At 69.8% G+C, this 23,054-nt stretch carries 22 protein-coding genes; 12 read left to right on the forward strand and 10 right to left on the reverse strand.

Annotation, left to right across the window (positions count from 1 at the left end):
* Positions 1-370: 370 nt before the first annotated feature.
* From ACIRDU_RS37640 to ACIRDU_RS37655, 4 genes are all read right to left on the reverse strand, one after another.
* Positions 371-619 carry a hypothetical protein gene (locus ACIRDU_RS37640; RefSeq protein WP_403588550.1) on the reverse strand — a complete coding sequence of 83 codons (249 nt, stop codon included), beginning with the start codon at positions 617-619 and terminating at the stop codon, positions 371-373.
* Between the two features lie 47 nt (positions 620-666).
* Positions 667-981: a hypothetical protein gene (locus ACIRDU_RS37645; RefSeq protein WP_403588552.1), complete on the reverse strand. Its 315-nt coding sequence runs from the start codon at positions 979-981 to the stop codon at positions 667-669.
* A gap of 1,013 nt (positions 982-1,994) precedes the next feature.
* Positions 1,995-3,059: a fatty acid desaturase family protein gene (locus ACIRDU_RS37650; protein WP_403588554.1), complete on the reverse strand. Its 1,065-nt coding sequence runs from the start codon at positions 3,057-3,059 to the stop codon at positions 1,995-1,997.
* 933 nt (positions 3,060-3,992) lie between these two features.
* Positions 3,993-4,538, reverse strand: a complete 546-nt coding sequence (locus ACIRDU_RS37655) for a DUF5994 family protein (RefSeq protein WP_403588556.1) — start codon at positions 4,536-4,538, stop codon at positions 3,993-3,995.
* A 301-nt stretch (positions 4,539-4,839) separates the two neighbouring features.
* Between ACIRDU_RS37655 and ACIRDU_RS37660 the strand changes: the two genes are divergently transcribed.
* Together ACIRDU_RS37660 and ACIRDU_RS37665 are read left to right on the forward strand one after the other, a co-directional pair.
* A complete protein-coding gene (locus ACIRDU_RS37660; protein ID WP_403588558.1) occupies positions 4,840-6,543 on the forward strand; it encodes a SpoIIE family protein phosphatase in 1,704 nt (567 codons plus the stop codon).
* A 70-nt stretch (positions 6,544-6,613) separates the two neighbouring features.
* Positions 6,614-7,600 (forward strand): ATP-dependent DNA ligase, encoded by a 987-nt coding sequence (locus ACIRDU_RS37665; RefSeq protein WP_403588560.1) that lies wholly within the window; start codon positions 6,614-6,616, stop codon positions 7,598-7,600.
* A 112-nt stretch (positions 7,601-7,712) separates the two neighbouring features.
* Here ACIRDU_RS37665 and ACIRDU_RS37670 read toward each other — a convergent pair whose 3' ends face one another.
* Entirely contained in the window at positions 7,713-8,192 is a 480-nt protein-coding gene (locus ACIRDU_RS37670; RefSeq protein WP_403588562.1) for an ATP-binding protein, read from the reverse strand.
* A gap of 162 nt (positions 8,193-8,354) precedes the next feature.
* Here ACIRDU_RS37670 and ACIRDU_RS37675 point away from each other — a divergent pair, with 162 nt between their 5' ends.
* Positions 8,355-8,732 (forward strand): STAS domain-containing protein, encoded by a 378-nt coding sequence (locus ACIRDU_RS37675; protein ID WP_403588564.1) that lies wholly within the window; start codon positions 8,355-8,357, stop codon positions 8,730-8,732.
* Between the two features lie 462 nt (positions 8,733-9,194).
* On the opposite strand, the gene ACIRDU_RS37680 is transcribed toward ACIRDU_RS37675, so the two are convergent.
* The gene (locus ACIRDU_RS37680) at positions 9,195-9,533 is read right to left on the reverse strand and encodes a thioredoxin family protein (RefSeq protein WP_403588566.1); all 339 of its coding nucleotides are present in this window, start codon (positions 9,531-9,533) and stop codon (positions 9,195-9,197) included.
* 558 nt (positions 9,534-10,091) lie between these two features.
* Positions 10,092-11,231 carry a PucR family transcriptional regulator gene (locus tag ACIRDU_RS37685; protein WP_403588568.1) on the reverse strand — a complete coding sequence of 380 codons (1,140 nt, stop codon included), beginning with the start codon at positions 11,229-11,231 and terminating at the stop codon, positions 10,092-10,094.
* An 86-nt stretch (positions 11,232-11,317) separates the two neighbouring features.
* Between ACIRDU_RS37685 and ACIRDU_RS37690 the strand changes: the two genes are divergently transcribed.
* From ACIRDU_RS37690 to ACIRDU_RS37710, 5 genes are all read left to right on the forward strand, one after another.
* On the forward strand, positions 11,318-12,373 hold the full coding sequence (locus ACIRDU_RS37690) for a ferredoxin reductase (RefSeq protein WP_403588570.1): 1,056 nt from the start codon (positions 11,318-11,320) through the stop codon (positions 12,371-12,373).
* Positions 12,374-12,380: 7 nt separating this feature from the next.
* Positions 12,381-13,499 carry a fatty acid desaturase family protein gene (locus tag ACIRDU_RS37695; protein ID WP_403588572.1) on the forward strand — a complete coding sequence of 373 codons (1,119 nt, stop codon included), beginning with the start codon at positions 12,381-12,383 and terminating at the stop codon, positions 13,497-13,499.
* A 281-nt stretch (positions 13,500-13,780) separates the two neighbouring features.
* Positions 13,781-14,254 (forward strand): hypothetical protein, encoded by a 474-nt coding sequence (locus ACIRDU_RS37700; RefSeq protein ID WP_403588574.1) that lies wholly within the window; start codon positions 13,781-13,783, stop codon positions 14,252-14,254.
* A 48-nt stretch (positions 14,255-14,302) separates the two neighbouring features.
* Complete coding sequence (locus tag ACIRDU_RS37705; RefSeq protein ID WP_403588576.1) at positions 14,303-15,112, forward strand: alpha/beta fold hydrolase; 810 nt, start codon at positions 14,303-14,305, stop codon at positions 15,110-15,112.
* A gap of 23 nt (positions 15,113-15,135) precedes the next feature.
* Complete coding sequence (locus tag ACIRDU_RS37710; RefSeq protein WP_403588578.1) at positions 15,136-16,026, forward strand: helix-turn-helix domain-containing protein; 891 nt, start codon at positions 15,136-15,138, stop codon at positions 16,024-16,026.
* A gap of 33 nt (positions 16,027-16,059) precedes the next feature.
* Here ACIRDU_RS37710 and ACIRDU_RS37715 read toward each other — a convergent pair whose 3' ends face one another.
* Positions 16,060-16,359, reverse strand: coding sequence for a hypothetical protein (locus tag ACIRDU_RS37715; protein ID WP_403588580.1), 300 nt, complete (start codon positions 16,357-16,359; stop codon positions 16,060-16,062).
* A gap of 124 nt (positions 16,360-16,483) precedes the next feature.
* Complete coding sequence (locus ACIRDU_RS37720) at positions 16,484-17,392, reverse strand: bacteriocin fulvocin C-related protein (RefSeq protein WP_403588582.1); 909 nt, start codon at positions 17,390-17,392, stop codon at positions 16,484-16,486.
* A 634-nt stretch (positions 17,393-18,026) separates the two neighbouring features.
* On the opposite strand from ACIRDU_RS37720, the gene ACIRDU_RS37725 reads away from it, so the two are divergent.
* From ACIRDU_RS37725 to ACIRDU_RS37740, 4 genes are read left to right on the forward strand one after another with little or no spacing between them, the layout of a single operon-like run.
* A complete protein-coding gene (locus ACIRDU_RS37725; protein ID WP_403588584.1) occupies positions 18,027-18,677 on the forward strand; it encodes a DUF6338 family protein in 651 nt (216 codons plus the stop codon).
* On the forward strand, positions 18,677-18,841 hold the full coding sequence (locus ACIRDU_RS37730) for a hypothetical protein (protein WP_356928804.1): 165 nt from the start codon (positions 18,677-18,679) through the stop codon (positions 18,839-18,841). The genes ACIRDU_RS37725 and ACIRDU_RS37730 overlap by 1 nt, the downstream gene beginning before the upstream one ends.
* 3 nt (positions 18,842-18,844) lie before the next feature.
* Positions 18,845-19,459 (forward strand): hypothetical protein, encoded by a 615-nt coding sequence (locus ACIRDU_RS37735; RefSeq protein ID WP_403588586.1) that lies wholly within the window; start codon positions 18,845-18,847, stop codon positions 19,457-19,459.
* Between the two features lie 27 nt (positions 19,460-19,486).
* Positions 19,487-22,363 carry a CHAT domain-containing protein gene (locus tag ACIRDU_RS37740; protein ID WP_403588588.1) on the forward strand — a complete coding sequence of 959 codons (2,877 nt, stop codon included), beginning with the start codon at positions 19,487-19,489 and terminating at the stop codon, positions 22,361-22,363.
* Between the two features lie 91 nt (positions 22,364-22,454).
* Here the strand turns inward: ACIRDU_RS37740 and ACIRDU_RS37745 are convergent, their stop codons facing one another.
* On the reverse strand, positions 22,455-22,982 hold the full coding sequence (locus tag ACIRDU_RS37745; protein ID WP_403588590.1) for a Tn3 family transposase: 528 nt from the start codon (positions 22,980-22,982) through the stop codon (positions 22,455-22,457).
* Positions 22,983-23,054 lie beyond the last annotated feature (72 nt).

Below are 23,054 nucleotides of genomic sequence, written 5' to 3' on the forward strand. Positions count from 1 at the left end.
CATCAGGCACAAGATCATCCGACACCCGCAGAACTCTGCCGCCCACCAGCCCAACTGCCAAGCGTGTGAGCCAAACTCATTCTGAAACGATCAGTAAGGAGTCACCTCTCAACCGATCTTGGAACGTGTGGATCGAACGGAGTTCCTGGTTGGGTGATCTTCCGGCGGTACGCGCATGAAGGCAGGGTCTCCTGGTAGCTCGTGTCGACGCTCACGCAATTCCCCACTTCCGATGGTCTGAGCGTCACGTAATTCCCCACTCTCGCAGTCACGACTCCCCATGGGGACGGCGAACGTGAGCGGTGCTGGTCTCGTTCTCGGCCTTGTGCCGGTAGGGGCGTACAACAGCACCGTGGACGGCCGGGGGAGGCTACCCGCAATGCCTTCCGGCGCGGGCGTGCTGCAGCTTGTGGGTGAAGCGGTGCATGTGGGGGTCGAGCAGCTTGTCCGACTCCTCGAGCACCTGCTCGTCGGTCAGCCACCGGATCGCGTTGAACTCGTCCTGGTCGTAGGCGGTGATGGCAACCGGGATCCCCCACGACGTGGGAGTCCGCGCTGTGAGGGGTACCGGCAGGGACCCCCGAAGACATCCGTAGAGATGACGGCACGCCTGGCGCACGCCGCGCGTGTAGTGCGGGGGCCTGGTGCAAGAGACGAACGACCGCCTCAGGGTGCGAGCAGGGCACGGAGGTTGATGGTGGCGCGCTGCAGTTTCGCGTCGTAGGGTTTGGTGAGTCCGGCGTTAGTGATGTACAGCCGCTTGCCGCTGACCGCGGTGGCGGTGGGCGAGGCGTGGCCGTTGGAGGCGCTTAGCACGGTCTTGGTGGTGCCATTCGGACGGACCACCGCGACCTGGTCCGTCAAATCGTTCTCCGCCGCGAACACCACGTCGGACCCCTCGCTCAGGAAGTTGAAGTCGTCGACGGCAGTGAGGCTGCTGGTGAAGGTGTGGATCCGGTCGGGTGCTCCGGTGGCGGTCAATGCGGCTCTGTCTGGCCTCCCGCACCACCTCCGCGAGGACCCGGTCATGCTCACGCTTCACATAGCCAGGCAGCACCCGGTGCGCCGGCAGGCCGGGACTCTCGGTAGCAACGCTGGCCGGATGAACCGCCAGCGTATGCGGATCCCACTGCCCGATGGGCCAGCCGGGCTCCGGCCGTTCACTGATCTCGCTGCGGGCCGCTACCCGCTGCAGTCTCCGCAGCTCCTCCGACGGCCGCAGTTTCAGCGCACCTGCCAACGCGGTCACTGTGGCTTCCGACGGCACCGGCCCTTCGGCCTGGAACGCCAGCTGCACCGTCGTACGGCTCAGCCTTGTCCGAGCGACGAGATCCGTCTTCTTCAACCCGGCCCGTGCCAAAGCACTCTCTGGAGCGCGTAGAGCATCTGGCCGCGATCGGGATGCGCTGGTCGTAGGACATTGGTACCCGGGCCGGACAGCCTCACTCGATCGGTATGTTCAGCACCATCGTGAGACGTACTCCGCTTCTCAGCGGAAACGTATGCGCGCCCTCGGCGCGCAGCCCGAGTCTGTCGCCTGTGCCGCAGCGGCGGGCTTCGGTGATGCCGGCGGTGTGGAGCACCATGCGGTTGCCGGACTGGAGCTGCCCCTCGTACACGGTGCTGAGAAGTTGCGTTCGGTGCCGGGGTGGGCCCGTCGGCAGGCGAGCTGGACGCTCCAGCGGATGCAGCGGATGCTGATCGGCGGGGGGTGGCCGCGGTTGACCCACTGCAGCACGCCGGTGCGGGTGGCGCGTGGTGACGGCGCCCCTGCACGCAGGCTGCCTCCACGCCGGGCACCTCCCCCGGCCTGAAGTGGCTGCCACTCGCTCTGTACCGTGGTGGTCGGCGGCCGTGCCTCGACGGCGGCAAGGCTCTCACGGGCCGCGTCGGCGACCGCGGCGGCGGTGAGCCGGAACTGCTCGTACAGCACGGTGTAGGCCGAGCTGGTGCCGTAGCGCTACCGCCGGCCGCGCCACGTGTGACCCAGGTCGTCAGACGAGCCGTGCTTGCTGCCGCAGCGGGCTGCTTGCCCGGTGCAGGCTCCTGAGGGCTTGTCCGTAAGAGGCGAGGAGCGAGGTCTGGAGGTATGCCACGCCCAGTTCGTCGCAGTAACGGTGCACGAGGAGTTGTGCCTTGCGCAGATTCGGCGAGGGCATGCTCGGGAACAGGTGGTGCTCGATCTGGTAGTTCAGTCCGCCCAGCACCACGTCCGTGAACCGGTTTCCGCGCACGTTGCGGGAAGTGAGGACCTGGCGGCGCAGGAAGTCGGGCCGGTCACCGTCGGTGAGCGTCGGCATTCCCTTGTGGTTCGGGGCGAAGAGGGCTCCCAGGTAGACCCCGAACAGGCACTGGTGCACCAGGAGGAACACCACGGCCTTTCCCGGAGACAACAGGAGGAACAGTGCGCCGAGGTACAGGACGAAGTGAGCGACAAGGAGAGTTCCCTCGATCCGGCGCTGCTTGAGGGAGCGGTCCGCCAGCGCCCGGATCCCCGCGACGTGCAGGTTGAAGCCCTCCAGTGTCAGCAGTGGGAAGAACAGGTACGCCTGCACCCTGCCGAGCAGGCGGGGCAGGCCGGTGGCCTTGCGGGCCTGGGCCTGACTCCAGACCAGGATGTCGGGGGCCACGTCGGGGTCGAGTTCTTCGTGGTTGGGGTTGGCGTGGTGGCGGGAGTGCTTGTCCTGCCACCAGCCGTACCCCATGCCGATCCCCATGTTGGCGGCGAGCCGCCCGATCAGCGCGCTTGAGCGACTGCGCCGGAACACCTGACGGTGACCGATGTCGTGCGCGACGAGCGCGACCTGTCCGAACACTGCAGCGAGGAACACGGCGGCGAGCAGCGTCCACCAGCTGTCGCCGATCGTCACGAAGACCAGCCAGCCCACCGCGTAGGCCGCGGTCACCAGCGCCATGCGCACGCCGTAGTAGAAGGGGCGACGCCGCATCAGTCCGGCGTCCTTGATCTGCTTGGACAGACGCGAGAAGTCACTGCCTGCGCGGCGTTCCCGAGTTGGTGCGACGGTGTCGCTCGCGCGTTGCGTCGTGTCTGTGGTCATCGTCGATCCTGTCGTTCGTGAACGGAGCGGGGACAGGATGTCGTCGAAGGACTGACGAGGGGTCGGCATGATGTCTCTTTTCCCGGTGCCGGCCCGCACCACGGACGACGTCACAACGGCACGTCGCACACGGAATCGGGTCGGGGCGGTAGGGGGGTGGATCTGTCACGCCACTGCGGCGACGCATCCAGCGGATCGGTTCCACACGGTGCTGGCAGCACTTGGGTTCAGCACGCGTACAAATTTGGCGCGGACACCAGTACTTGCCCAAGAAGGTCCGGGACGAGCAGCCGTGAGCCGGGGCATCCGGACTTCAGAGTACACAAGGCGGTGTAAGGGCCAGGTGTGGCCTGAACTCGGCCACGCCTCGGCCCAGTGCTCGGTCCGCCTCCGTGCCGGGAACCATCCGCTGTGCAGTCGCCCTGAATCAACCGTCGAGATTCGAATCATCCATCGGGATCGGTCTTTTGACGCCCCTGTCCCCCGGATGGCAAAGCCGGTGATCCACGTTCATCCCGTCTGTGCGCCTCCCGCCGGGCGGGCTCACGGGACAACAGTGGTCTATGCCGAGTGCGCGCAGTTCGGACGGCCGAGGCGGATGAGGCGGACGCCTGATCCCGCCCAGGCGGCACAGGAACGGGTAGCGGGCGGCCTCGGCTGCGGCCTTCCCCGCGTCGCCCGCGTGGGTTCTGGTCTCAGCGGTGTCCTCCAGCGACGCCGACAGCTGGCCCTGTGCCTCACGCAGGACGATGTCGGCGAGCGCTCGCGGGCCGCTGTTCCCCGGCAACTGGGTGGCGCGGCGTCGTACGTCGACGGTGACGCGTGGGCGTGGCGAGTCAGTTGGAGGGCGATCTGCTTGTGGCGGCGGGTCGTGACTTCTCGGCGCCGTCGGGCCGCGTCGTCCTGGTTCTCGGTCTGCGTGGGCCAGTAAGGTCAGGAAAGGGACGCGGTAGACAGGTGGCTGGCCACGTGCCCTTCCTCGGAGTTCCAGAGCGCTTCCGCGGTCCGGTCGGTCTCTGCGGCGTTCCCCAGGTGCGCGGCCTCCTCCGTCAACGCGCTGCCGGTGGAGGTGCGTGTCGGGTCGCTCGCGGCGGCCATCAGCCATGCGGCCTGGGCGGGAGGTGTCTGCGGGGGCACCACCAGCAGGTTCCAGCGGCCCACGTGGTACGAGAACAGCAGCAGCTCGTGCTGGTCCTGTTCGGTGCGGAACCAGCCCACCTTCACCACGTGCCCGGTGACGGGCACTTTGCGCGGTATGACCGGACATTGGCCGGGATTGACGGTGATCCGGGTGATCCGTCCCCACAGCGGATCGAGAACGGCCGCGAGTGCGGGAAGTTCGGCGTCGAGGTCGCCCGAGCGCGGCCACCAGGCGCCGTCCAGCAGGGCCGGTGCGCAACCGGTGGGAGCGAGCGAGAGGCGAGGGACGGGTGCGAGCCCGCCTGCGGGTGAAGCCGGGCGGGAGATGGTCGCAGTCATGAACGCGAACCCTGCCTCGGGCCGATCGGAACCTGCCCGGCGTATTGGATCATCGAGGACGACACAGACATGAAGGCCGGTGTTCGAAGGGTCCTGGGTAACTCCAGCGTTTCCTGGTCAGTACGACTTGGACCGGTCGAGACCGGAGCCCGTTCCCTGCCGCTCGCACATTGCGTTGAAGCAGGTCGTACCGATCGTTGTCAACTCCGGAGTCATCGATCCGCTGGTGTGTCGGCCTGCCAACGCGTCCGCGGTTTCGGGCGAGGGTTTGCATGACTGGAAAGGCGGCATGGTGGAGGACATGGGAGATGAGGGGCGGTGCCGGTCGGCGGCCGAGCCGGATTTCTGGCGGCAGGTCGTCCGACGGCTGGGCACGGCTCTCATCGTGGTGGACCCCACCGGACGGATTCTCGCGGCCAACCCGGCCGCCGAGCGCCTGCTGGGCCGTGCCGCCGCCGCCATGCGGGGCGAGGACGCACACGACCTGCTGCACCGGGACGCGGCCGGCGGCCCGGTTCCCCGGGGGCAGTGCCCGCTGCTGCGGTCCCTGGCCGAGAGAGCCGAGGCACGGGGGGAGGGTGAGATCTGTCTGCGCGGTGACGGCCGCCTGACCGCGATCTCCTGGTCCGCTTCCCCTCTGAGGGACGAGGGCGCCTTCCAGGGCATGGCCGTGCTGTTGACCGACGCCGCCGGCGACCGCAGCACGCGTCGGGAGCGTGCGGCCTATACGCGTGCTCTGGAGGACCGTACCGAGCGGCTGACGCTGGTGGCGCAGATCACCGACGTGCTGGGTCAGACACTGGAGATCGACGAGGCCCTCGCCCGGCTGGGCCGCCTGCTGGTTCCCCGCCTGGCCGACTGGGCGGCCGTGGACCTGCGGGTCGGTTCCGGACAGGTCCACCGTGTGGCGGTGACGGGCCCGGGGGGCCGCCACGCCGCGCAGGAGGACTGGCGCGAGCGCCTGCCCCAGGCGGAGGTGGGAGCCCGCTCCCCGCTGGTCCAGGTGCTGAACGGCGGTGATCCCGTCCTGCAGCGCGAAGCTGACGTCGCCGCGCCGGCCGGCTCTGCCCTGGCCGCCGTCCACAGCGGCTTCCTGCGGGCGGTGGGCGCGACGTCCGTCATCACGGTGCCGCTTGGCCCCGCTCGTCAGGTCACCGGCGCCCTGACGCTGGTGCGCACCGACCCGGCGTCCCCCTTCGACACCGACGATCTGAAAGTGGTGGGCGACATCGGCCGCCGGGTCGGCCTGGTCATCGACAACGCCCGCCGGTTCGGCCGCCAGCGTGCCGTCGCCGAGGCCATGCAGCGCAACCTGCTCGCCCCGCTGCCCCGGCTCGGCCGCCTGCGACTGGCCGCCCGCTACCAGCCCGCCCCGGCCGGCTCCCAGGTCGGTGGCGACTGGTACGACGCCTTCGAGCTGAAGGACGGCACGCTCGCTCTGGTCATCGGCGACGTCGTGGGTCACGATCTCACCGCCGCGGCCGGCATGGCACAACTGCACGGCATCCTGCGGTCACTGGCGTGGGACCGCACCGGCCCGCCCGGTGCCGTCGTCGACCGCCTCGACGACGCCCTGCCCGCCATCACCACCGTCCCCATGGCCACCCTCGTCCTCGCCCTGCTCGAAGGCAGCCCGCACACCGGCCCATGGACGCTGCGATGGACCAGCGCCGGGCATCCGCCGCCCCTCCTGCTGACCCAGGACGGGCAGGCTCAGTACCTCGAAGCCGGGCAGGGGCTCCTCCTCGGCGCCGGTTCGGGCACCGTCGGCAGCCGGCCGAACGCCGCGCAGTCGCTGCCGCCGGGTTCCACCCTGCTGCTCTACACCGACGGCCTGATCGAAATCCCCGGCAGCGACCTCGACACCGGCCTCACCCGTCTGCGCCACCACGCCCTCGCTCTCGCCCACGAACCGCTCGACACCCTGTGCGATCAGCTACTCGACCGCATGCCGCCCGGCAGCACCGACGACGTGGCCTTGCTCGCCCTGCGGCTGCCGTCCTGAAAGACCATGCCGTGCTCAACTCTCGCCTTGGCCCAGGTCTTGAGGAGCGGTGGAAGGGATCCGGTGTGACGTGGACGCTGCCGGAGCCGATGCTGAGCACCCCCGCCTCACGCCGGATCTGAGGCCGGGCTGGGCGGGCGAGCCGAAGTGGGATGGGTTCCGGGCGGCCGTCTTGGTTGACGCGGGCCGGGTGGTGCTGCGCTCCCGGCATGGAACGCAGATGGGGCCGGCGTTTGCGGAGATCGTGGCAGGGGCCGTGCAGAAGCCGGATGCGACCGCGTTCGACGGCGAGCTGGTCGTGCAGGACGCCGCGGGTCGCCTCGCGTTCGCGCGGTTGCAGAACCGGCTGGCCCGACGCGGTGGCGGGGCGGTGCGGGCAGCCGAGGAGTGGCCGGCCCACTTCGTGGCGTTCGATCTGCTCAGGTCGTCCGGGACGGACACGACCCGGTGGCCGTACCGGCGGCGCCAGTCAGCGCTGGAGTCCGTGTTCGTCACCCGCCGGCTTTTCGCGCCGTGGGCGCTGTGCCCGTCGACCACCGATCCGGCCACCGTGCGCGAGGGGCTGTCGTGGGCGTCGGTCGGGACGGAGGGCGTGGTCTTCAAGCGGCTCACCGATCCGTACAGGCCGTCGGTGAGGGGCTGGGCAGAAGTACAAGGTCCGCCAGACGAGCGAGGCGATCGTCGGCGCGGTCACCGGCTCCCTGGCCGCTCCGCGGACACTGCTGCTCGGCCGGTACGACGACGAAGGCCGCTTCCAGTACGTCGGCCGCACGACCACGCTGGCCCGGGTGGCGGGCGCTGCCTCGCCGGCCTGTTCGCTGCGGAGCGGGGCGGGCATCCGTGGACAGGCTGGTCGTTTTCCGCAAACTGGGGGACGCAGCGCACGCTCGAGGTTTTCCTGGTGGAGCCCGAGGTGGTGATGGAGGTGGTGATGGAGGTGGCCGTCGACGTCGCCCGGGACAGTGGTGGGCGGTGGAGGCACCCGGCCCGGCCGCACCGCGTGCGCACGGACATCAGCGTTCAGGATGTGCCGCTGTTCGGCGAGGAACGTGTGTGATCGTGCCGCGCGTCGATGCTGTGCACACCGGTGAGTGCTGAGCTGCGGCCAGGAGCCGACCGGTGTCGTACGGTCAGCCGGCAGCAGCTGGACGCACTGGGCCAGCCGATTCCTACAAGGGGCTCCGTCCTGTAATGGCCCCGCCGGGGTCGTCCAGCAAGGCGATGCGAACAGTGATGCGCTTGCCGACCGGCTCCCGCTGGACCTCGAAGCCCTGAGCGACGGCCATCACGATCTCCAGCCCGTGCTGTCCCACCCGTCCGGCATCCGCGGCCCGGGCCACCGGCAGCACCGGCTCGGAGTCCCACACCACCACCTCGACCATGTCACCGGCGATGCGCAGGTCCATCAGCACCGGGCCGGGCGCGTACTTGCGGGCGTTGGTGACCAGCTCGCTGACCACGAGCTGCGTCAGGTCCACGGCACGCTGCGAGACGGGCAGGCCCTGTTCGGCCTGTACCCGGGTGAGGAACTGCGTTGCCAGGTGGCGGGCCTGGGCGATGACCGTGCCGTCACCTTCCAGGGCCACCGTGGTCTGCATGGTCTGCTCGCCTGGTGCGGTGCCGTCCTCATTCACCGGGACTGGTTCCATCACGGCCCGCTTTCGCTACCCCGTTCACACCCCCGCGCGTACCCGCGCCCGCGCGGTACACGCTCCACTCTCCTGCGCCGGCTCCCCACCGGCACAGCAGCATCGCCCGGACGTGCAGGGCAGCACTTCGGGCCGAAGGTCTTGGTGTGCAAGTATCACCGAATGGCCGAGGAACGAATGACGGACACCGGGCAAGCCGAACAGGAAGCCGGGCTGTCGGTCGTGGCCACCTCCACGGACGGCATCCGCGTGTTGTCCCTGGCCGGGGAGATCGACCACCACACCGGCGACCAGCTGCGCCGCGCCCTGGACGTCACCGGCGCCGTCCGGCCCCGAACCGTGATCGACATGTGCCAGGTCACCTTCATGGACTCCACCGGCATCAATATCCTCATCGCCGCCTACCGGGCCGTGACCGAGGCCGGCGGCTGGCTCCGCCTGGCAGGACCCACCGACTCCGTCCTGCGGGTCCTGCACATTGTCGGCGTCGACGACATCATCGAATGCCACCCCACCCTCCACGAAGCCATGGCTTCCTGAGCCGCTCACACCCTCACCGGCGCCCGGCACCCGGGGGGCTCACGGACCGCTGGGAAGGCATCCGGGCATGTCCTGGACACTGCCCAAACCAATGCTCACCGCGGCCGTGAACAGCCCCGACCTGACGCCGGACTGGGCGGCCCAGCCGAAGTTGTCGACAGGGTTTTGTGTTGTCCGTTGTCCATCGCGAACTCGGCCTCTGCCCCGGCCAGGGCGCCTGCATCGGGCAGTGTTGGACAAGGCGTTGTCCGTCGAGGCTGGCACCGTGGTGCTGCGCTCACGCCGGGGCTCCGACATGGGCCTTCCCCGAGATCGTGGCCGCAGCCGGGCGGCTGCCGGACGCGACCGCGATCGACTGCGTCATTGACCCGTGGGGGTGTCTCAGCCCCACGATGTCTCAGGCGGCGCAGCTCCCATAGACGAGACGTGACGGGCGTCGCGGCCACGTGCCGCAGCGGCCGCTCAGAGGTGGCCGTCCAGGAACTTCCGTACGTCGGTGATGGTCATAGGCCCCGTGCCGTGCGCCACCGCCTCTCCCTCCTTCAGCAGGACGCAGGACGGGGCTCCGGTGATCCCGTATCGCTCGGTTGCGGCCGGACAACGCGTGATGTCGGCGCGGACGGCCGTCAGGCGGCCCGTGTAGTCGTCGGCGATGCCACCCACGACGAGGTCCATCACCCGGCAGGGCTCGATTGCTTTGGGCCATGTCCCGGTGAAGTATGCGAGGACCGGAACTCCGCTCATCCCGAGAATGAAATTGAACTCCGCGTCCTCACGGGGTCGGTGAACCCTCTTCGCCATGGAAGCTCCTGACCTCACGTTCCGTCATTCCACCATCATCATCCCTCGCGCGGTGTGCCAGGCCGGCCCGGTCGGCCGTCCGGTTGACCTGTCGGAAGCACGGGGCCGTGGCACAACCACGGTGGTCCCCGGCGCGAGCGGCCCTGCCCCCGGCCCCTGGTGACCCGGCCTGGCCGCAGCGCCGGTCACCCAGCTGCAGCCCGCCGCGCGCCCGTGGGTCAGCTCGTGCCAGGGCAGCGCCCTCCACGACGACATGAAAGCCGTTTTCCAGGGCATAGCGGCCCAGGTCGCTGACCAGATGCTCGATGAGCACGTCGACGAGCGGGCCGGTGCGCATCGTCCACCGGATCCAGTCGAGCCGTATCCACCACCGCACTTCTCGAAGACAGCGCCCCCGACGGGGCTTCCCGAGGCCTTGTCCGGTCTTCACATCACCCCCCGGTCTCAGCTGGCCCATACCGCTCTTTCCCGGGCCGCATGAGCCAGCTGACGGCACCGAGAACGAGGCACGATTCCTGGACCGCTCGCGGACGCAGTCGTGGACGGTCGAAGTACGCGTCAGCTGACCCGAAGACCGACCGCCAGTGTCAGTTCAAGGACCCGGTGCGGCGATGCGAGATCCGGAAACAGCTCCCGCAGCTGCGACATCCGGTACCGGACGGTCTGGGGATGGACGAACAACGCCGCCGCCACCTCGTTCCGCCTGCCCTGGTGCAGCAGCCACGCCCGCAGCGTCTCCTCCAGCCGCCGTGCGGTCGCGACAGGCAAGGCCCGCAACGGTGCGAGGGCTCGGGCACGCAGGTCTGCGAACGCGTCCAGGTCGGCGCTCAGCACCAGCTCGGGCAGGTGGTCCTCGGTGTCGCGAATATCGGAGGAGAGGGAGCGCGCGCGTACGGCTCGTGCGTACGAGGCGGACGCACGAGTCCATGGCCGGGCCGGGCCGACCACGGCGGTGCGGTCGGTCAGCTGCCGCAAGAGATGTGATCGGTCGGCATCGGGGACGAGCAGCACACCGGTGGCGTCCGGCAGATCGTCGAGGACGAGGGTGCTCGGGTCGAGCGCGCGGTAGGCAGGCCGGGCCTGGGCGGCGGGCAGCAGGACCGCGGTCAGCGAAACCGGGGGCTGCCACCCGGCCCGTTGAGCAGAGACAAGCAGTACGTCCGGGCTCGCGCCGGCGAGGAGGTCGCGGGCAAGCTGTTCCAGGTGGCGCTCGTGGGCCCTGCCCTGGGCGGCCAGTTCGTCGGCGTGGCCCGCGGCGCTCGCGGCGGAGAGCTCGTCGATGTAGGCGAAGGTCAGCTCGGCGAACTTGGCGACCTCGGCAGCGGGCAGACCTGCGGGTACGGCGCCGGCGGCCAGGCAGCGCCAGGCTACGCGGGCGCCGACGCGGTAGGCGCTGAGCAGGGCGTCCATCGAACGGCCGTCGCGTACCTCGCCGCGGCCCAGTTCGTAGGCTGCGTCACCGCCGTCGCCGCCCGTGGCGTTGCCGCTCGCGAGGTCCAGGTAGTGTCCCAGGGCAGTGCGGACGGCTCGGCGGATGGTGCCGCCCATGCTGCCCGAAAGGGCGTTGGCGTAGGAAGGGACCTCGTCGATGATCGCCTGGACGACCTCGTCGGCGGTGGTCTTCAGCTCGGCCCGAAGTGCGGTGACCGTCGTCTCGTCCAAGGCCAGTTCGCTGGCCCTCTGGATTGCATGGCTCACGTTTTGTTCCCCGCGAACAATTCAGCTGATCAGATTTACGTCCTGCGGTCAGGACTTTACGCCTTGAGGCGCAGCAAGCTGGAGTCATGACGAGTACAGCCCTGCGCAGCAGGGCGTGGAAACTGCTGGAGATGGTCACGACGCCGCTGCTGCCGTCGGACTACCTGGACCTGGTCAGCCCGCTGCGTGCGGGCGCCGACCTGCGTGGGCGCATCGAGGCCGTGCACCCCGAGACGGGTGACGCCGCGACTGTCGTGATCAGGCCGGGACGGGGCTGGCGCGGCCACACAGCCGGTCAGTACGTGCGGATCGGGGTCGACGTCGACGGGGTGCGCCTGTGGCGTGCCTACTCCATCACCTCGCCGACAAACCGTCAGGACGGCCGCGTCACGATCACCGTGAAGGCGATCCCGGACGGCAAGGTCAGCAACCACTTGGTCCGCAGGGCGAAACCGGGCACGCTGATCCAGCTCGACCAGCCGACCGGTGACTTCGTACTGCCGCAGGCCAAGCCCGCCAAGGTGCTCTACCTGACGGCCGGCAGCGGCATCACGCCCGTGATGGGCATGCTGCGCGACACCGAGTTCGACGACGCCGTCATGGTCCACTGCGCGCCGCAGCCCCAAGACGTGATCTTCCGCGACGAACTGCACGACCTGGTCGCCGACAAGAAGCTGCGGCTCACCGAGGTGCACACCGACACGGACGGCATGCTCGACATCGCCCGTCTCGACGAACTCGTGCCCGACTGGGCCGAGCGCGAGACGTGGGCCTGCGGACCTGCGGGCCTGCTCGACGCCGCCGAAAAGCACTGGAGCGAACACGGCGTCCCAGAGCGCCTGCACACCGAACGCTTCCGCCCCAGCGTCGTCGTCACCGGCGACGGCGGCCAGGTCACCTTCAGCACCACCGGCAAAACCGTCGACGCGGACGGCGCCACGCCGTTGCTGGACGTCGGTGAAGAGGCCGGCGTGCTCATGCCGTCGGGGTGCCGCATGGGCATCTGTTTCGGCTGCGTCACTCCGCTCAAAGCGGGCGCCGTCCGCGACCTGCGCACCGGCGAGCTCACCGAGGCCGAGCCGGGCGTCCTCATCCAGACCTGTGTGTCCGCCGCGGCGGGCCCCTGCGACATCGAACGGTAGGAGCACTTTGACCGCCATTGACCCCACCGCCCACCTGACCGCGCAGCAGATCGAGGAGCTCGGCCGCGAGCTGGACGCGATCCGCGACGAGGTGATCGCCGGCCGAGGCGAGAAGGACGCCGCCTACATCCGCAAGGTCATCTCGGCGCAGCGCAAGCTCGAGTTGGTCAGCAGGGGGGTGCTGCTGTTCTCGATCTTTCCGCCCGCGTGGGTGATCGGCACCGCCGGTCTGTCCGTGGCGAAGATCATGGACAACATGGAGATCGGCCACAACATCCTGCACGGCCAGTGGGACTGGATGCGAGACCCGAAGATCCACTCCACCACCTGGGAATGGGATCACGTCTCGCCGGCCGACCAGTGGAAGCACTCGCACAACGAGCTGCACCACACGTACACCAACGTGATCGGCAAGGACAACGACCTCGGCTACGGCATCATGCGCGTCGACGAAGACCAGAAGTGGCACCCGTTCCACCTCGGCCAGCCGCTGTGGAACTTCCTCAACGCCTGCTTCTTCGAGTACGGCATCGCAGCGTACGACCTGGAGCTCGGCAAGAACCTGCACAAGCGCCGCCGCAAGAACCCGGAGTTCCGCGCGCGGGCCAAGGCCGTGGGCCGCAAGATCCGCAAGCAGGTGCTCAAGGACTACGTGATCCACCCGCTGCTGTCGGGCCCGTCGTTCCTCCCCACGCTCGCCGCCACGTTCACCGCGAACCTGGTCCGCAACATCTGGTCCCACTCGGTGATCATGTGCGGGCACTTCCCCGAGGGCGTGCAGGTCTTCGAGCGCCGGTCGATCAAGGGCGAGACGCGCGGCCAGTGGTACCTGCGCCAGATGATGGGCTCGGCGAACATCAGCGGCAGCAAGGCCATGCACTTCATGACCGGCAACCTGTCGCACCAGATCGAGCACCACCTGTTCCCGGACCTGCCGAGCAACCGGTACGCCGAGGTCGCGGTGAAGGTGCGCGCGCTGTTCGAGAAGTACGAGCTGGAGTACGTCACCGGGCCGCTGCCCAAGCAGGTGTTCTCCGCGTGGCACAAGGTCTTCCGGCTGTCGCTGCCGAACAAGAAGCCCAAGGCCAAGACGCCGGACCGCGAGCAGGAGCTCGTCGCCGCCTGATTCCCGGTATCGGTTCAGATCTGGTTCAGATCTTTCGGCCGTACCGGCGGCACCGCCGGGTTCGGTGAGATCCGTTGCGGACGGTGGGCGGCCGCGACATCGGACCGTACGACACGGGATCCGGGCAGCCCGGTGTCCGGCTGCGCTGCCTGGACGTGCGCCAGAAGCTCAGCACACAGCCCCCGGCGAGGGTGTTGCAGTGCGCTGAACTGCCGTGGTCGGGCCGGTAGTCGGGTGCGTACGCGCACTCGGTTTGCCGACGGGCGGACTGGGTGGAAGGCATGGGCTGTGACGTGGACACTGCCGGAACCGATGCTCGCCGCCCCTGTGTCCGACCCTGCGCTGCTGCCGGGTGGGCGGGTGAGCCGAAATGGGATGGCTACCGTGCTCCGCTCGCCGTGTACGCAGGCGGGCGGGTGCTGCTGCGCTCACGGCGCGGCACGGACATGACGGCCTCGTTCCCCGAGATCCGGGCGGCGACCCTGGCGCAGCTGCCGACGGACACCGGGATCGATGGCGAGCTAGTGGTGCGGGAGCGGGACGGGCTGGCGTTCCAGCGGCTGCAGCAGCGGCTCGCCCGGCGCGGGGCAGCTGCCGCTCAGGCGGCGCGCCAGTGGCCGGCGGCGGCGTCGAGGGCCCGCCGGATCGCGCGGTCGCCTGTGACTGCAGATGGCTGCCGATCTCAAACGGCCTGGCTTTCGCGGAAGTCCCGCTCGCCGTGGAGACGGAAGTCCTGGCGATCGTCGGCCCCGTGACGACATTTGTACAAGACCGAGGCCGGCAGCCCAGGCATCCTCCCGTGCATGGGTATCTACGACGGCGAGCACTTGCACGGGATGCACATGGTCCACGACGGCCCGCGGGAGGCGCCACCGCTGGTGCTCATCCACGGATCGGGGGCCTCGGGCAGCTCCTGGGGCCCGGTAGTGCCGGCACTGGCCAGCCGGTATCACGTCATCCGGGTCGACCTCCCGGGCCACGGTCAGTCCCCGCCCGCACCGTCGTACGACGTGCCTGAGCAGGCAGCCCGCCTGGCCGCGGCGCTCGATGAGCTCGGCCTTCGTCCGGTCACCGTGGCCGGGCACTCCAGCGGCGGATACATCGCCACCGCCCTCGCCGAACAGCGCCCGGACCTAGTGGGTTCGCTCGCACTGATCAGCAGTGGCCCGAGTCCCGACGCGCTCCTTCCGCAGCCCGTCCTCCTTCGGGTCCTGATCGCCCCGCCGCTCGGCCCGCTTCTGTGGAGAGTCCGTTCCGACGCGATGCTCCGCCGGGGGGTGACCGCGGTGTGCAACCGCCCGGTGGACGTCCCGGACGACCTGGTCGCCGAGGCACGGGCCATTGGCTACCGCACGTTCAGGACGGTGCTGCGCCAAAACGGCGCGTACATCGCCGAGACGAGCGTACCCGCGCGCCTGACCGCACTCGACGTCCCGGTTCTGGTGATCTTCGGTGCTGCCGACCGCCGCTGGGATCCGTCTTCAGTGCACCGCTACGACACGGTGCCGAACGCGCGAGTCGAGCAGCTGTCCGACGTCGGACACCTCCCCATGCTCGAGGCGCCGGAGGCGACCGGCGAGTTGCTGCTGGGCTTCGCGGCGACGGGCCGCTGACACCCATCGCCTAGCCTGGTGCTGTGAAATCCACCGAATCACCACCTGACTGGGCGTCGGTGGAGGTCGCCGTGCCCCGGCAGCCGGGCCGACTCCCGGGGGTCAGCATGGCTGGGTTCCGCCAACGTGCCCCGGCGCGCGTGGATATCACCATGGTCGCGCACCCCTCGGTCACTCTGTTCGTGGACCTGAGTGAGGGAGACAGCCTTGTCTACGACACCCACGGCCGGCGCGAATGCGGCAGCGCGGTCGTTGGACTGGTACCGCGCGACCTTCGGCTCGGAGGCCGGGCGGCCACGGGGATCGAGTGCCTCCAGATCCGGTTGTCGCCGGTCCTGGCGGTTGCGGTGCTCGGCGCATCGACCGACCTCAGCGGGACGGTGGTCTCCCTGGAGGATGTCTGGGGCCGCGACGCCGGGCGAGCCGAGGACAGGCTGCGGGCCGCCGCGTCGTGGGACGAGCGGTTCACGATCGCAGTGGATGCCCTGGGCCGACGGCTGAGCGCCCGCCCGTCGCTTGATCCAGAGGTGGCTGCTGCCTGGTGGCTGATGCTCACCAGCCGGGGACGGGTACGCGTCGACAGCCTGGCGAACGAGGTCGGATGGAGCCGTAAGCGCCTGTGGTCCCGCTTCCGGTCCCAGATCGGCCTCACCCCCAAGCACGCCGCCCGGCTGGTGCGCTTCGACCATGCCGCCCATCTCCTCGCGGCGGGTAACGCCGCCGCCCAGGTGGCGGCCGCAAGCGGCTACGTCGACCAGGCCCACCTACACCGCGAGGTCAAAGCGTTCACCGGGGTGACACCCACCGCCGTAGCCGCTGCGCCGTGGCTCGCCATCGATGACGTCGCGTGGCCGACCTCGTTCGCGGACCTGCCGCCGTCGACGTCTCCGATCCGTCAGGTTCCGGCGAAGTGAGCTGAGGTCCCACGAGAGACGAGGCATCGTCTCTCAGCACGTGCCCGGATGGAAAGCGGACAGCACAAACCGGCACGTCGTGCCGGTGGTGCTGCCCGCCGGCCGCGCCAGGACACACAGATGGACGGTGTGCCCTATAGCCCGGTGCAGATCCAGCAAGTACGGAAGCGCGACGGCGGACCGCTCCTTCGGGCGACGCTGCACAATGGCCATCATCTGTAACGCGATCCGGTAGCCGGTGCCCTCATGTTCGACCGCCCCCACCCTGACGAACATCCCGAGGACGCGATAGGCCGTCGACTTCGGCAGAACGGCTTCTTCCACTGCCGCCACATCGTCAGCCTCGGCAGGGCCCCGGGTGCCGCGACGTGCGCGGCACCCCGGCGACCAGATCATTGCCGCCGTTGGAACTCAGACAGCCGACAGTCCGTGGCCTACTCAGGCTTCCGCTACCTGATCAGGCACACAGACCGTTGCAGTCGTACGCCCAGAACGTCCCGCAGTCCGAGGGGACGATGGTGCAGCCCCCGCGTCGGCAAGAGCCGCTGCAGTAGTCGCTCTCCGTCGCGCACGAGCAGTAGGCCAGTGGTCCGAGCCCGGCGTCCGCAGGTCCGAGCCGGGCGAGCAGGTCGGCAGCTCCCTCGCGGCCGAACTCACGCTTCGCCACGTCCTCCAGACGCCGTACCTTCTGGGAGACGTCCTCCGCGGACAGAAGCACCTTGGGTGCCAGTTCGCGAGCCTGGTCGATGACCTGCGTCTGGGGGGCCGACAGGTCGGGATGTGCCGCGCGGTAGTGCTCGAGGTGGTCCAGCCAGAGTTGCGTTCGGTCCTGCGGTGACAGCGCACGCAGAATCGCCTTGCGGTACGGCTCCGAGTGTTTGGCTATCTCCGTATAGGTGCGTGGCAGGTTGCCTTTGTTGGCCTCGACCCATGCCCGCGCCTGGGTCTGGCCCGATTGTGCGAAGGCAGGCGTCTTGCCCGTCACCGTCAGGGCGGCCGCCGCAGCGATCCCGCCGCACAGTTGCAAGAACCGCTTGCGACCGATCGACATGCTGTCGGATTGCGACGAGCCGTGCTTGGCCTCGTAGCGCAAACGGCCCAGAGCGCGCAGGACCCGGACTGTCGCGCCTGGCCCGAGCCGCCTTACCAGCGGAACTGTCATGGCGGGTCCCGTCCACGCGCGGACGGCAGGTCCGTCGACGCGGAGTAATGTCGGGGTCCACTCAGGGTCGAGGCCCATACTCTGGTGCCGCCACCCCTGCACGTCGGGGTCGGTCAGCGGAAGCACCTCCAGCTTGCCGTCGCTCGCCTCGGCCACGGCCGAGGAGATCGCCGTGCACGTGCCGCATGTGGCGTCGAACGCCATAACCCACTGCTTCTGCTCCTTTGCAGGTGTCACTGATGTTCCGCCTTTCGGATGCTCGGACTACTCCGGTCGATGCGAGAGCATGCCACCGGGCGGCAGGGGCCTCCGTGCTGAACTCCGTCATCAGCATTCCCACCCCCGTAGCCGGATCCCTCGCGGCTTCGAACGTGGCATGGGGAACGTACGCAGTCCAGCAGCACGTCGGCCATATGTGACGCCACGCGCCTCTTCGCAGGCAACGACCGACTATCCAGATGTCGGCCGCCCCCGACGATGGCGTCGAAGCCGTCGGCGAACGCGACCCGCTGATCCGCTGGGTCGAGCAAGAACCCTGCGACCGCAGCCTGCCGTTCTACCCATGGCGCTCCGGGCCGTCCCGACCATGAGCAGGTGGACACCCGCTGACGACCGTGTTCTCCCTGCGGCGGACCCCATCGGCCCCAGCCGTCGTCGGCTACGTCCGCGCGGCCGCAGGACAGAGCCCCGTCCCGCAGATCGACAGGCTCATGCGGGCCGGCTTCGCCGAGGCCGGCCAGCTGCCTCCCAGTAACCGCGGAAAGGGCTGTTCTGCCGACCGCGGAGACGCAAGCCAGTAGCCTGATCGAGCGGAGTCCGTGAGGCATGGGGGTGGTGAGTGCAGGCGCCTGCGACCGTCGTGCAGCTCGCTCTGCTCGTCCTTCTGGTGCTGCCCGGGGTCACCTATCAGTTCGTCCGGGAACGCCGCCGTGGGCCGGTGCCCGGCGAGCGTGATCTGGGTGAGCGGGTGCTGCGGGCGATCGTCGCGTCGATCGCGCTGGACGCCCTGTACGCAGTGGTGGCGGGGCCGGCGCTGGTTCGCCTGGCTCGAGGCGCCGGCGGCGGCTGGGACGGCTTCGTGGAGCGGCCGCGAGTGGTCGGCTTCGTCGCCGTGGTGCTGTTCCTCGTCGTGCCGGCCGTGGCGGCGGTCACCGTTTCCCTGGTGGATCGGCGGCGGCGCAAGGCTCGGTTCCTGCGCACGCCCAGCGCCTGGGACCACGCGTTCCGCGACCGCGAACCGTGCTTCGTGCGCGTGCGGCTCAAGGACGGCAACTGGGCGGGCGGCTGGTACGGCAACCGGTCGTACGCCTCGTCGTACCCCCACCCGGCCGAGCTGTACCTCGAATCGGCGCGCGTGATGGGTGCCGACGGGGCGTTCGGCGCGCGCGTGCACGGGACGGCGGGCCTGCGGCTGCGGGCGGAAGACTTCGATGTGCTGGAGTTCGTCGAAGCCGGAGAACCGGCGGCCGTGCCGAGGGAGGAGCGATAATGGCGCACGAACCCGAGCTCTCGTACGAACCCGAGCTCACGCCCGAAGAGGCGGCGCTGCTGCAGGAGGCCGCGGAACGCGGCTACACCCCGAAACGCACGGTCGCCGAGCCGGACGAGGCGCCCGGCGGCCCGGCCGGCACCTCGAACGGCAACGAGGACTGACGCGTGGGCGGCGGACCCGCGAACGGTCTGGCCGAGCGGTTCTGGGAGGCGTTCCGGGTGGCCCGGCACAGCGCGGACCCCGCGTCGGTCGAGAAGGCGATCGACCTCGGCCATGCCGTGCTGGCCGCCGAGGACGTGGCCGAGCGCCGCTTGGTCCTGTCTAATCTCGGGGGCCTGCTGCAGACCCGGTACCACCAGACCGGCGACTTCGAGTTCCTGCAGGAAGCCGTCCGCAAAGTCACGGAGGCTTACCTCCTGGCGTACGAAAGCCCGGAAGACTCGGCCGGCTACGCCAACAACATCGGCATGCTGCTGCACACCGCGTTCCAGCAGAACCAGGACCGCAGCACCCTGGCCGACGCGCTCGACTGGAGCCGGGCGGCCGTCGAGGAGGAACCGTCCACGAAAAGGGCGTTCTACCTGGGTAACCTCGTTGTCGCGCTGCGGACGGCGTTCACTGTGACGAAGGACCTCGCTCCCCTGGCGGAAGCCGTAGAGCACGCGCGGGCCGCCGTCGAGTGCTCCCCCGACGACGTGCTCACCGCGAGGAGCCTGCACTTCCTCGCCGTCGTCCTGCGCGACTGGTCCCATGACACCGGGGAGACCGGTGTCATGTAGGAAGCCGTCGACGCCGCGCGGCGAGCGGTGGAGCTCACACCGGCGGGGTCGGCCGACGTGCTCGACCGGTTGAAGATCCTCGCGTACCTTCTCGACGACCGCTACCGGGCTCGCGGAGCGCGGGATGATCTGGCCGAACTGCTCCTGGTCCGGCAGACGCTGGTAGCCCACACCCCGGTCACCGATCCGCGGCACTCGCAGAACCTCGTCGAGCTGACAACCACGGAACGAGCCTGGACCGCGCTCACCGGCGAGCGCCCGAAAGCGACCCCCGGCTGGGAACGCGCCGACACCGAAGCCGAAGCGTGCGGCCGGTACGCCGCCGAGTTCGAGCAGACCCGGGACTCGGACCTGCTCGAGCGGGCGATCGAGCTCGGACGTTCGGCGGCGGCGGCCACCCCCGCCGGGCACCCCAGCCGCGGCGTGCGGCTGGACCACTTCGCCACGGCGCTGGCCACCCGGGGTGAAGCGTTCGGGGACCGCGCCGCGCTCGCGGAGGCCGTCATCATCGAGCGGGAGGCGGTCGCGTGCACCTCGGCGGGCCATCCGCTGCGCGTCCAGTTCATGGGCAACCTCGCCGTCAACCTGAACGCGTTGTTCCACGCGACCGGAGATCTGGCCCACCTCATGGACGCGATCGACGTCGCCCGCCGTGCCGCCGAGGCCACCGCCGGGCAGGGTGACCACCCGCGTTCGCTCGGGATCCTCGCCGTCGTGCTGCACAAACGGTTCCGGGTGACCGGCGAACTGCAGGTGCTGTCGGAGGCGGTCGACCGCGCGAGGGAGTCCGTCCGCCTCGGCGCGAGGCTGGTCGCCGGGCAGGCCCAGCGGCTCTCCAACCTTGGCGCCATGCTGTCCGACTTGTTCACCAGGACCGGCGACGCGAGCGTGCTCGACGAGGCGATCGACGCGCACCGCGCGGCCGCGGATGTGACGGCGGACGACGACCCGGGCCGGGCAGTGCGGCTGGCCAATCTCGGCGGTGTGCTGGGGATGGCGTACGAGAAGTTCGGAGACCGGAACGCGTTGCGGGACGCGATCGCCGCGCGTCGCGCGTCCGTGGCCGCGACTCCGCAGGACAGCCCGCACTGGCCCGGGCACACCGCGAGTCTGGCCGCCGCGCTCGGCGACTGGTGCACGAACCCCGTCGTACCCGCCGCCGCGCGACGGGAGCCGCCGGATCCGCAGGTCCTCGCCGAGGCGGTCGGCCTGGCCCGGAGTGCGGTGCAAAGGCCCGAGCAGGACGCCTATTCCCGGGCGGGTTTACTGACCCGCGTCGCCAACGTCCTGGCGCTCGGCTTCCGGCACCTCGGCGACGGCGACGCGCTGACCGAGGCACTCGGCTACTACCGGGAGGCCGCGGCGTCCGCCGGATCGCCGGCGGAGAGCCGGGCGGAAGCGGCGGACCGGTGGGGCGATCTGGCCGCCGAGGCGGGGCAGTTCGACGTGGCCGCCGAGGGGTACGCCGCTGCGGTCCGGCTGCTGCCCCGCCTCGCCGGGCGCCGCCTGGGCCGCGAGGACGCCCAGTACTGGCTCGGCCGGTTCGCCGGGGTCGCCGCCGACGCGGCCGCGTGCGCGCTGGCCGTCGGCGACGAGGTGAGCGCGGTGACCCTGCTCGAATCCGGGCGCTGCGTGCTCGCCGCCCAGACACTCGACAGCCGCGGCGATCTTTCCGACCTGCGCGAGCGGGCACCCGAGCTGGCCGAACGCTTCCGGACGCTCACCGCGGAGTTCGAAACCGACACCGCGAGCGACCGCGTGGCCCTCGCCGACGAGCTCGACGCGGTGACCGACCGGATCCGCGCGCTGCCCGGGATGGAGCGGTTCCTACGACCCCCGCTGCTCACCGACCTCACCGCGCAGGCACACGAGGGCCCGATCGTGTACGTCAACGTCAGCAGGCACCGGTGTGACGCGCTGATCATCACTCCGGACGGGGTCCGGTCACGCGCGCTGGACCGGCTGAGCGAAGAGACCGTAAGCCACCGCGTACGCGCTCTGCACACCGCGTTCACGAAGGGGCGGCTGGCCGCCGAGCAGGCGATCCATGACACGCTCGAGTGGCTGTGGGACACCATCGTGGGCCCTGTGCTCGGCGAACTGGGGCTGACGGCGGAACCGGCGGCGGATGGTCCGTGGCCAAGGATCTGGTGGGCCCCGGTCGGGCCGCTCAGCCTGCTCCCCCTGCACGCGGCGGGCCACCACCGCGACGGCGGACCTGTGCTCCTCGACCGCGTCGTCTCCTCGACGACGCCGACGATCCGCGCCCTGGGTCACGCCCGCGCGGGCCGCCGCGACGACCGGAACGAGCCGCGGCTGCTGGTGGTCGCGATGCCGCACACTCCGGATGCCCCGGACCTGCCCGGCGCACAGGCCGAAGCCGACCACCTGGCCGCTCTCATACCCGGCGCCACGGTCCTGGTCGGCGCGGACGCGACTCGTGACGCCGTTCTCGACGCCTTGCCGGCCAGTGGCTGGGCGCACTTCGCCTGCCACGGGTACAGCGACCCGGACAACCCTTCGGACAGCCACCTCGCGCTGCACGACCACGACCGCGCGCCGCTTCGGGTGCTGGACCTTTCCCGGCTGCGTCTGCGGAACGCGGAGTTCGCGTTCCTGTCGGCCTGCGACACGGCCCGCACCACTGCGCGCCTGTCCGACGAGGCGATCCACCCGTTGGCGGCTTTTCAGATAGCCGGTTTCTCCCAGGTGGTCGGCACGCTCTGGCGCGTCGACGACGTGGTGGCGCCAGCCTTCAGCCAGCAGCTCTACGGCGAGTTGATCGCGGATCGATCCGGTGCGTTGTGCGCGTCGGCGGCGGTCCATCGCACGGTCAGGCAGCTCAGGGCGAAGTATCCGAACCTGCCGTCGGTGTGGGCCGCACACGTCCACGCGGGCGCCTGATGACGCGCAAAGGTGAAGGCGAGGACCAAGGCGGAGGGTCGCCCGGCAGTGCTGGTGCTGTCGGGCGACTTCGACGCGAGCGGCATGGACATCAGCCGCTCCTTCGTCGAGATGACCCCGTGAGGATGTCGGCCCACTCTGGTTCGCCCAGGAGGTCCTGAAGCATCAGGGTGTTCACGAAGACCAGAGCCGACTGCAAGATGCGCAGGCACAGGACGAACATCTCCTGCTCGTCGCGCCGGTTTGAGGCGATCTCCCCCTTGAGGATGCGGACATGCTCGGCACTGAGGACCTCGAGGCGTTCGGCCTGAGCGAACCACTCCTCCCACTCCCCCTGGGAGTACGACCGGTAGTCGCCATCGACGGTCGGGTCGGCTGGAATCGCGCACCGTGCAAGGTCAGCCACGAGCCCGCCGGCCCATGCCGCCAACGGTTCCGACGCCGGCGCGGTCGGATGCGCGCCCTCGACGAAGCACACCGCACGGGCGTAGAAACCGTCCCCGATCGGTCGGTCGCCACAGCCCCGCGCACCGAAGCCGCCCGAACCTGCGACGTTCCACCAGACGCAAAAATGAAGCTTCGGGGTGTGACGTTTTCCGCCCCAGTGACGCAGCATCATGTGAGCCGACTGGTCACCGGGCGTCGAAGCCCGCACGACGCCAGGGAGGCGCTATGAGATCCGAGTTTTGGC

This window comes from Streptomyces sp. NPDC093598 (genome assembly GCF_044764825.1).
Lineage (GTDB): Bacteria > Actinomycetota > Actinomycetes > Streptomycetales > Streptomycetaceae > Streptomyces.

Excerpts from the sequence above, each read along its gene's own strand:
- ACIRDU_RS37720 (WP_403588582.1), bottom strand. The coding sequence starts at position 17,392 with ATGGCGTTCGACGCCACATGCGGCACGTGCACGGCGATCTCCTCGGCC.
- ACIRDU_RS37730 (WP_356928804.1), top strand. The coding sequence starts at position 18,677 with ATGGCGCACGAACCCGAGCTCTCGTACGAACCCGAGCTCACGCCCGAA.
- ACIRDU_RS37705 (WP_403588576.1), top strand. The coding sequence starts at position 14,303 with ATGGGTATCTACGACGGCGAGCACTTGCACGGGATGCACATGGTCCAC.
- ACIRDU_RS37690 (WP_403588570.1), top strand. The coding sequence starts at position 11,318 with ATGACGAGTACAGCCCTGCGCAGCAGGGCGTGGAAACTGCTGGAGATG.
- ACIRDU_RS37655 (WP_403588556.1), bottom strand. The coding sequence starts at position 4,538 with ATGACTGCGACCATCTCCCGCCCGGCTTCACCCGCAGGCGGGCTCGCA.
- ACIRDU_RS37745 (WP_403588590.1), bottom strand. The coding sequence starts at position 22,982 with ATGATGCTGCGTCACTGGGGCGGAAAACGTCACACCCCGAAGCTTCAT.
- ACIRDU_RS37680 (WP_403588566.1), bottom strand. The coding sequence starts at position 9,533 with ATGGCGAAGAGGGTTCACCGACCCCGTGAGGACGCGGAGTTCAATTTC.
- ACIRDU_RS37670 (WP_403588562.1), bottom strand. The coding sequence starts at position 8,192 with ATGGAACCAGTCCCGGTGAATGAGGACGGCACCGCACCAGGCGAGCAG.
- ACIRDU_RS37650 (WP_403588554.1), bottom strand. The coding sequence starts at position 3,059 with ATGACCACAGACACGACGCAACGCGCGAGCGACACCGTCGCACCAACT.
- ACIRDU_RS37660 (WP_403588558.1), top strand. The coding sequence starts at position 4,840 with ATGGGAGATGAGGGGCGGTGCCGGTCGGCGGCCGAGCCGGATTTCTGG.
- ACIRDU_RS37700 (WP_403588574.1), top strand. The coding sequence starts at position 13,781 with ATGGGCTGTGACGTGGACACTGCCGGAACCGATGCTCGCCGCCCCTGT.
- ACIRDU_RS37675 (WP_403588564.1), top strand. The coding sequence starts at position 8,355 with ATGGCCGAGGAACGAATGACGGACACCGGGCAAGCCGAACAGGAAGCC.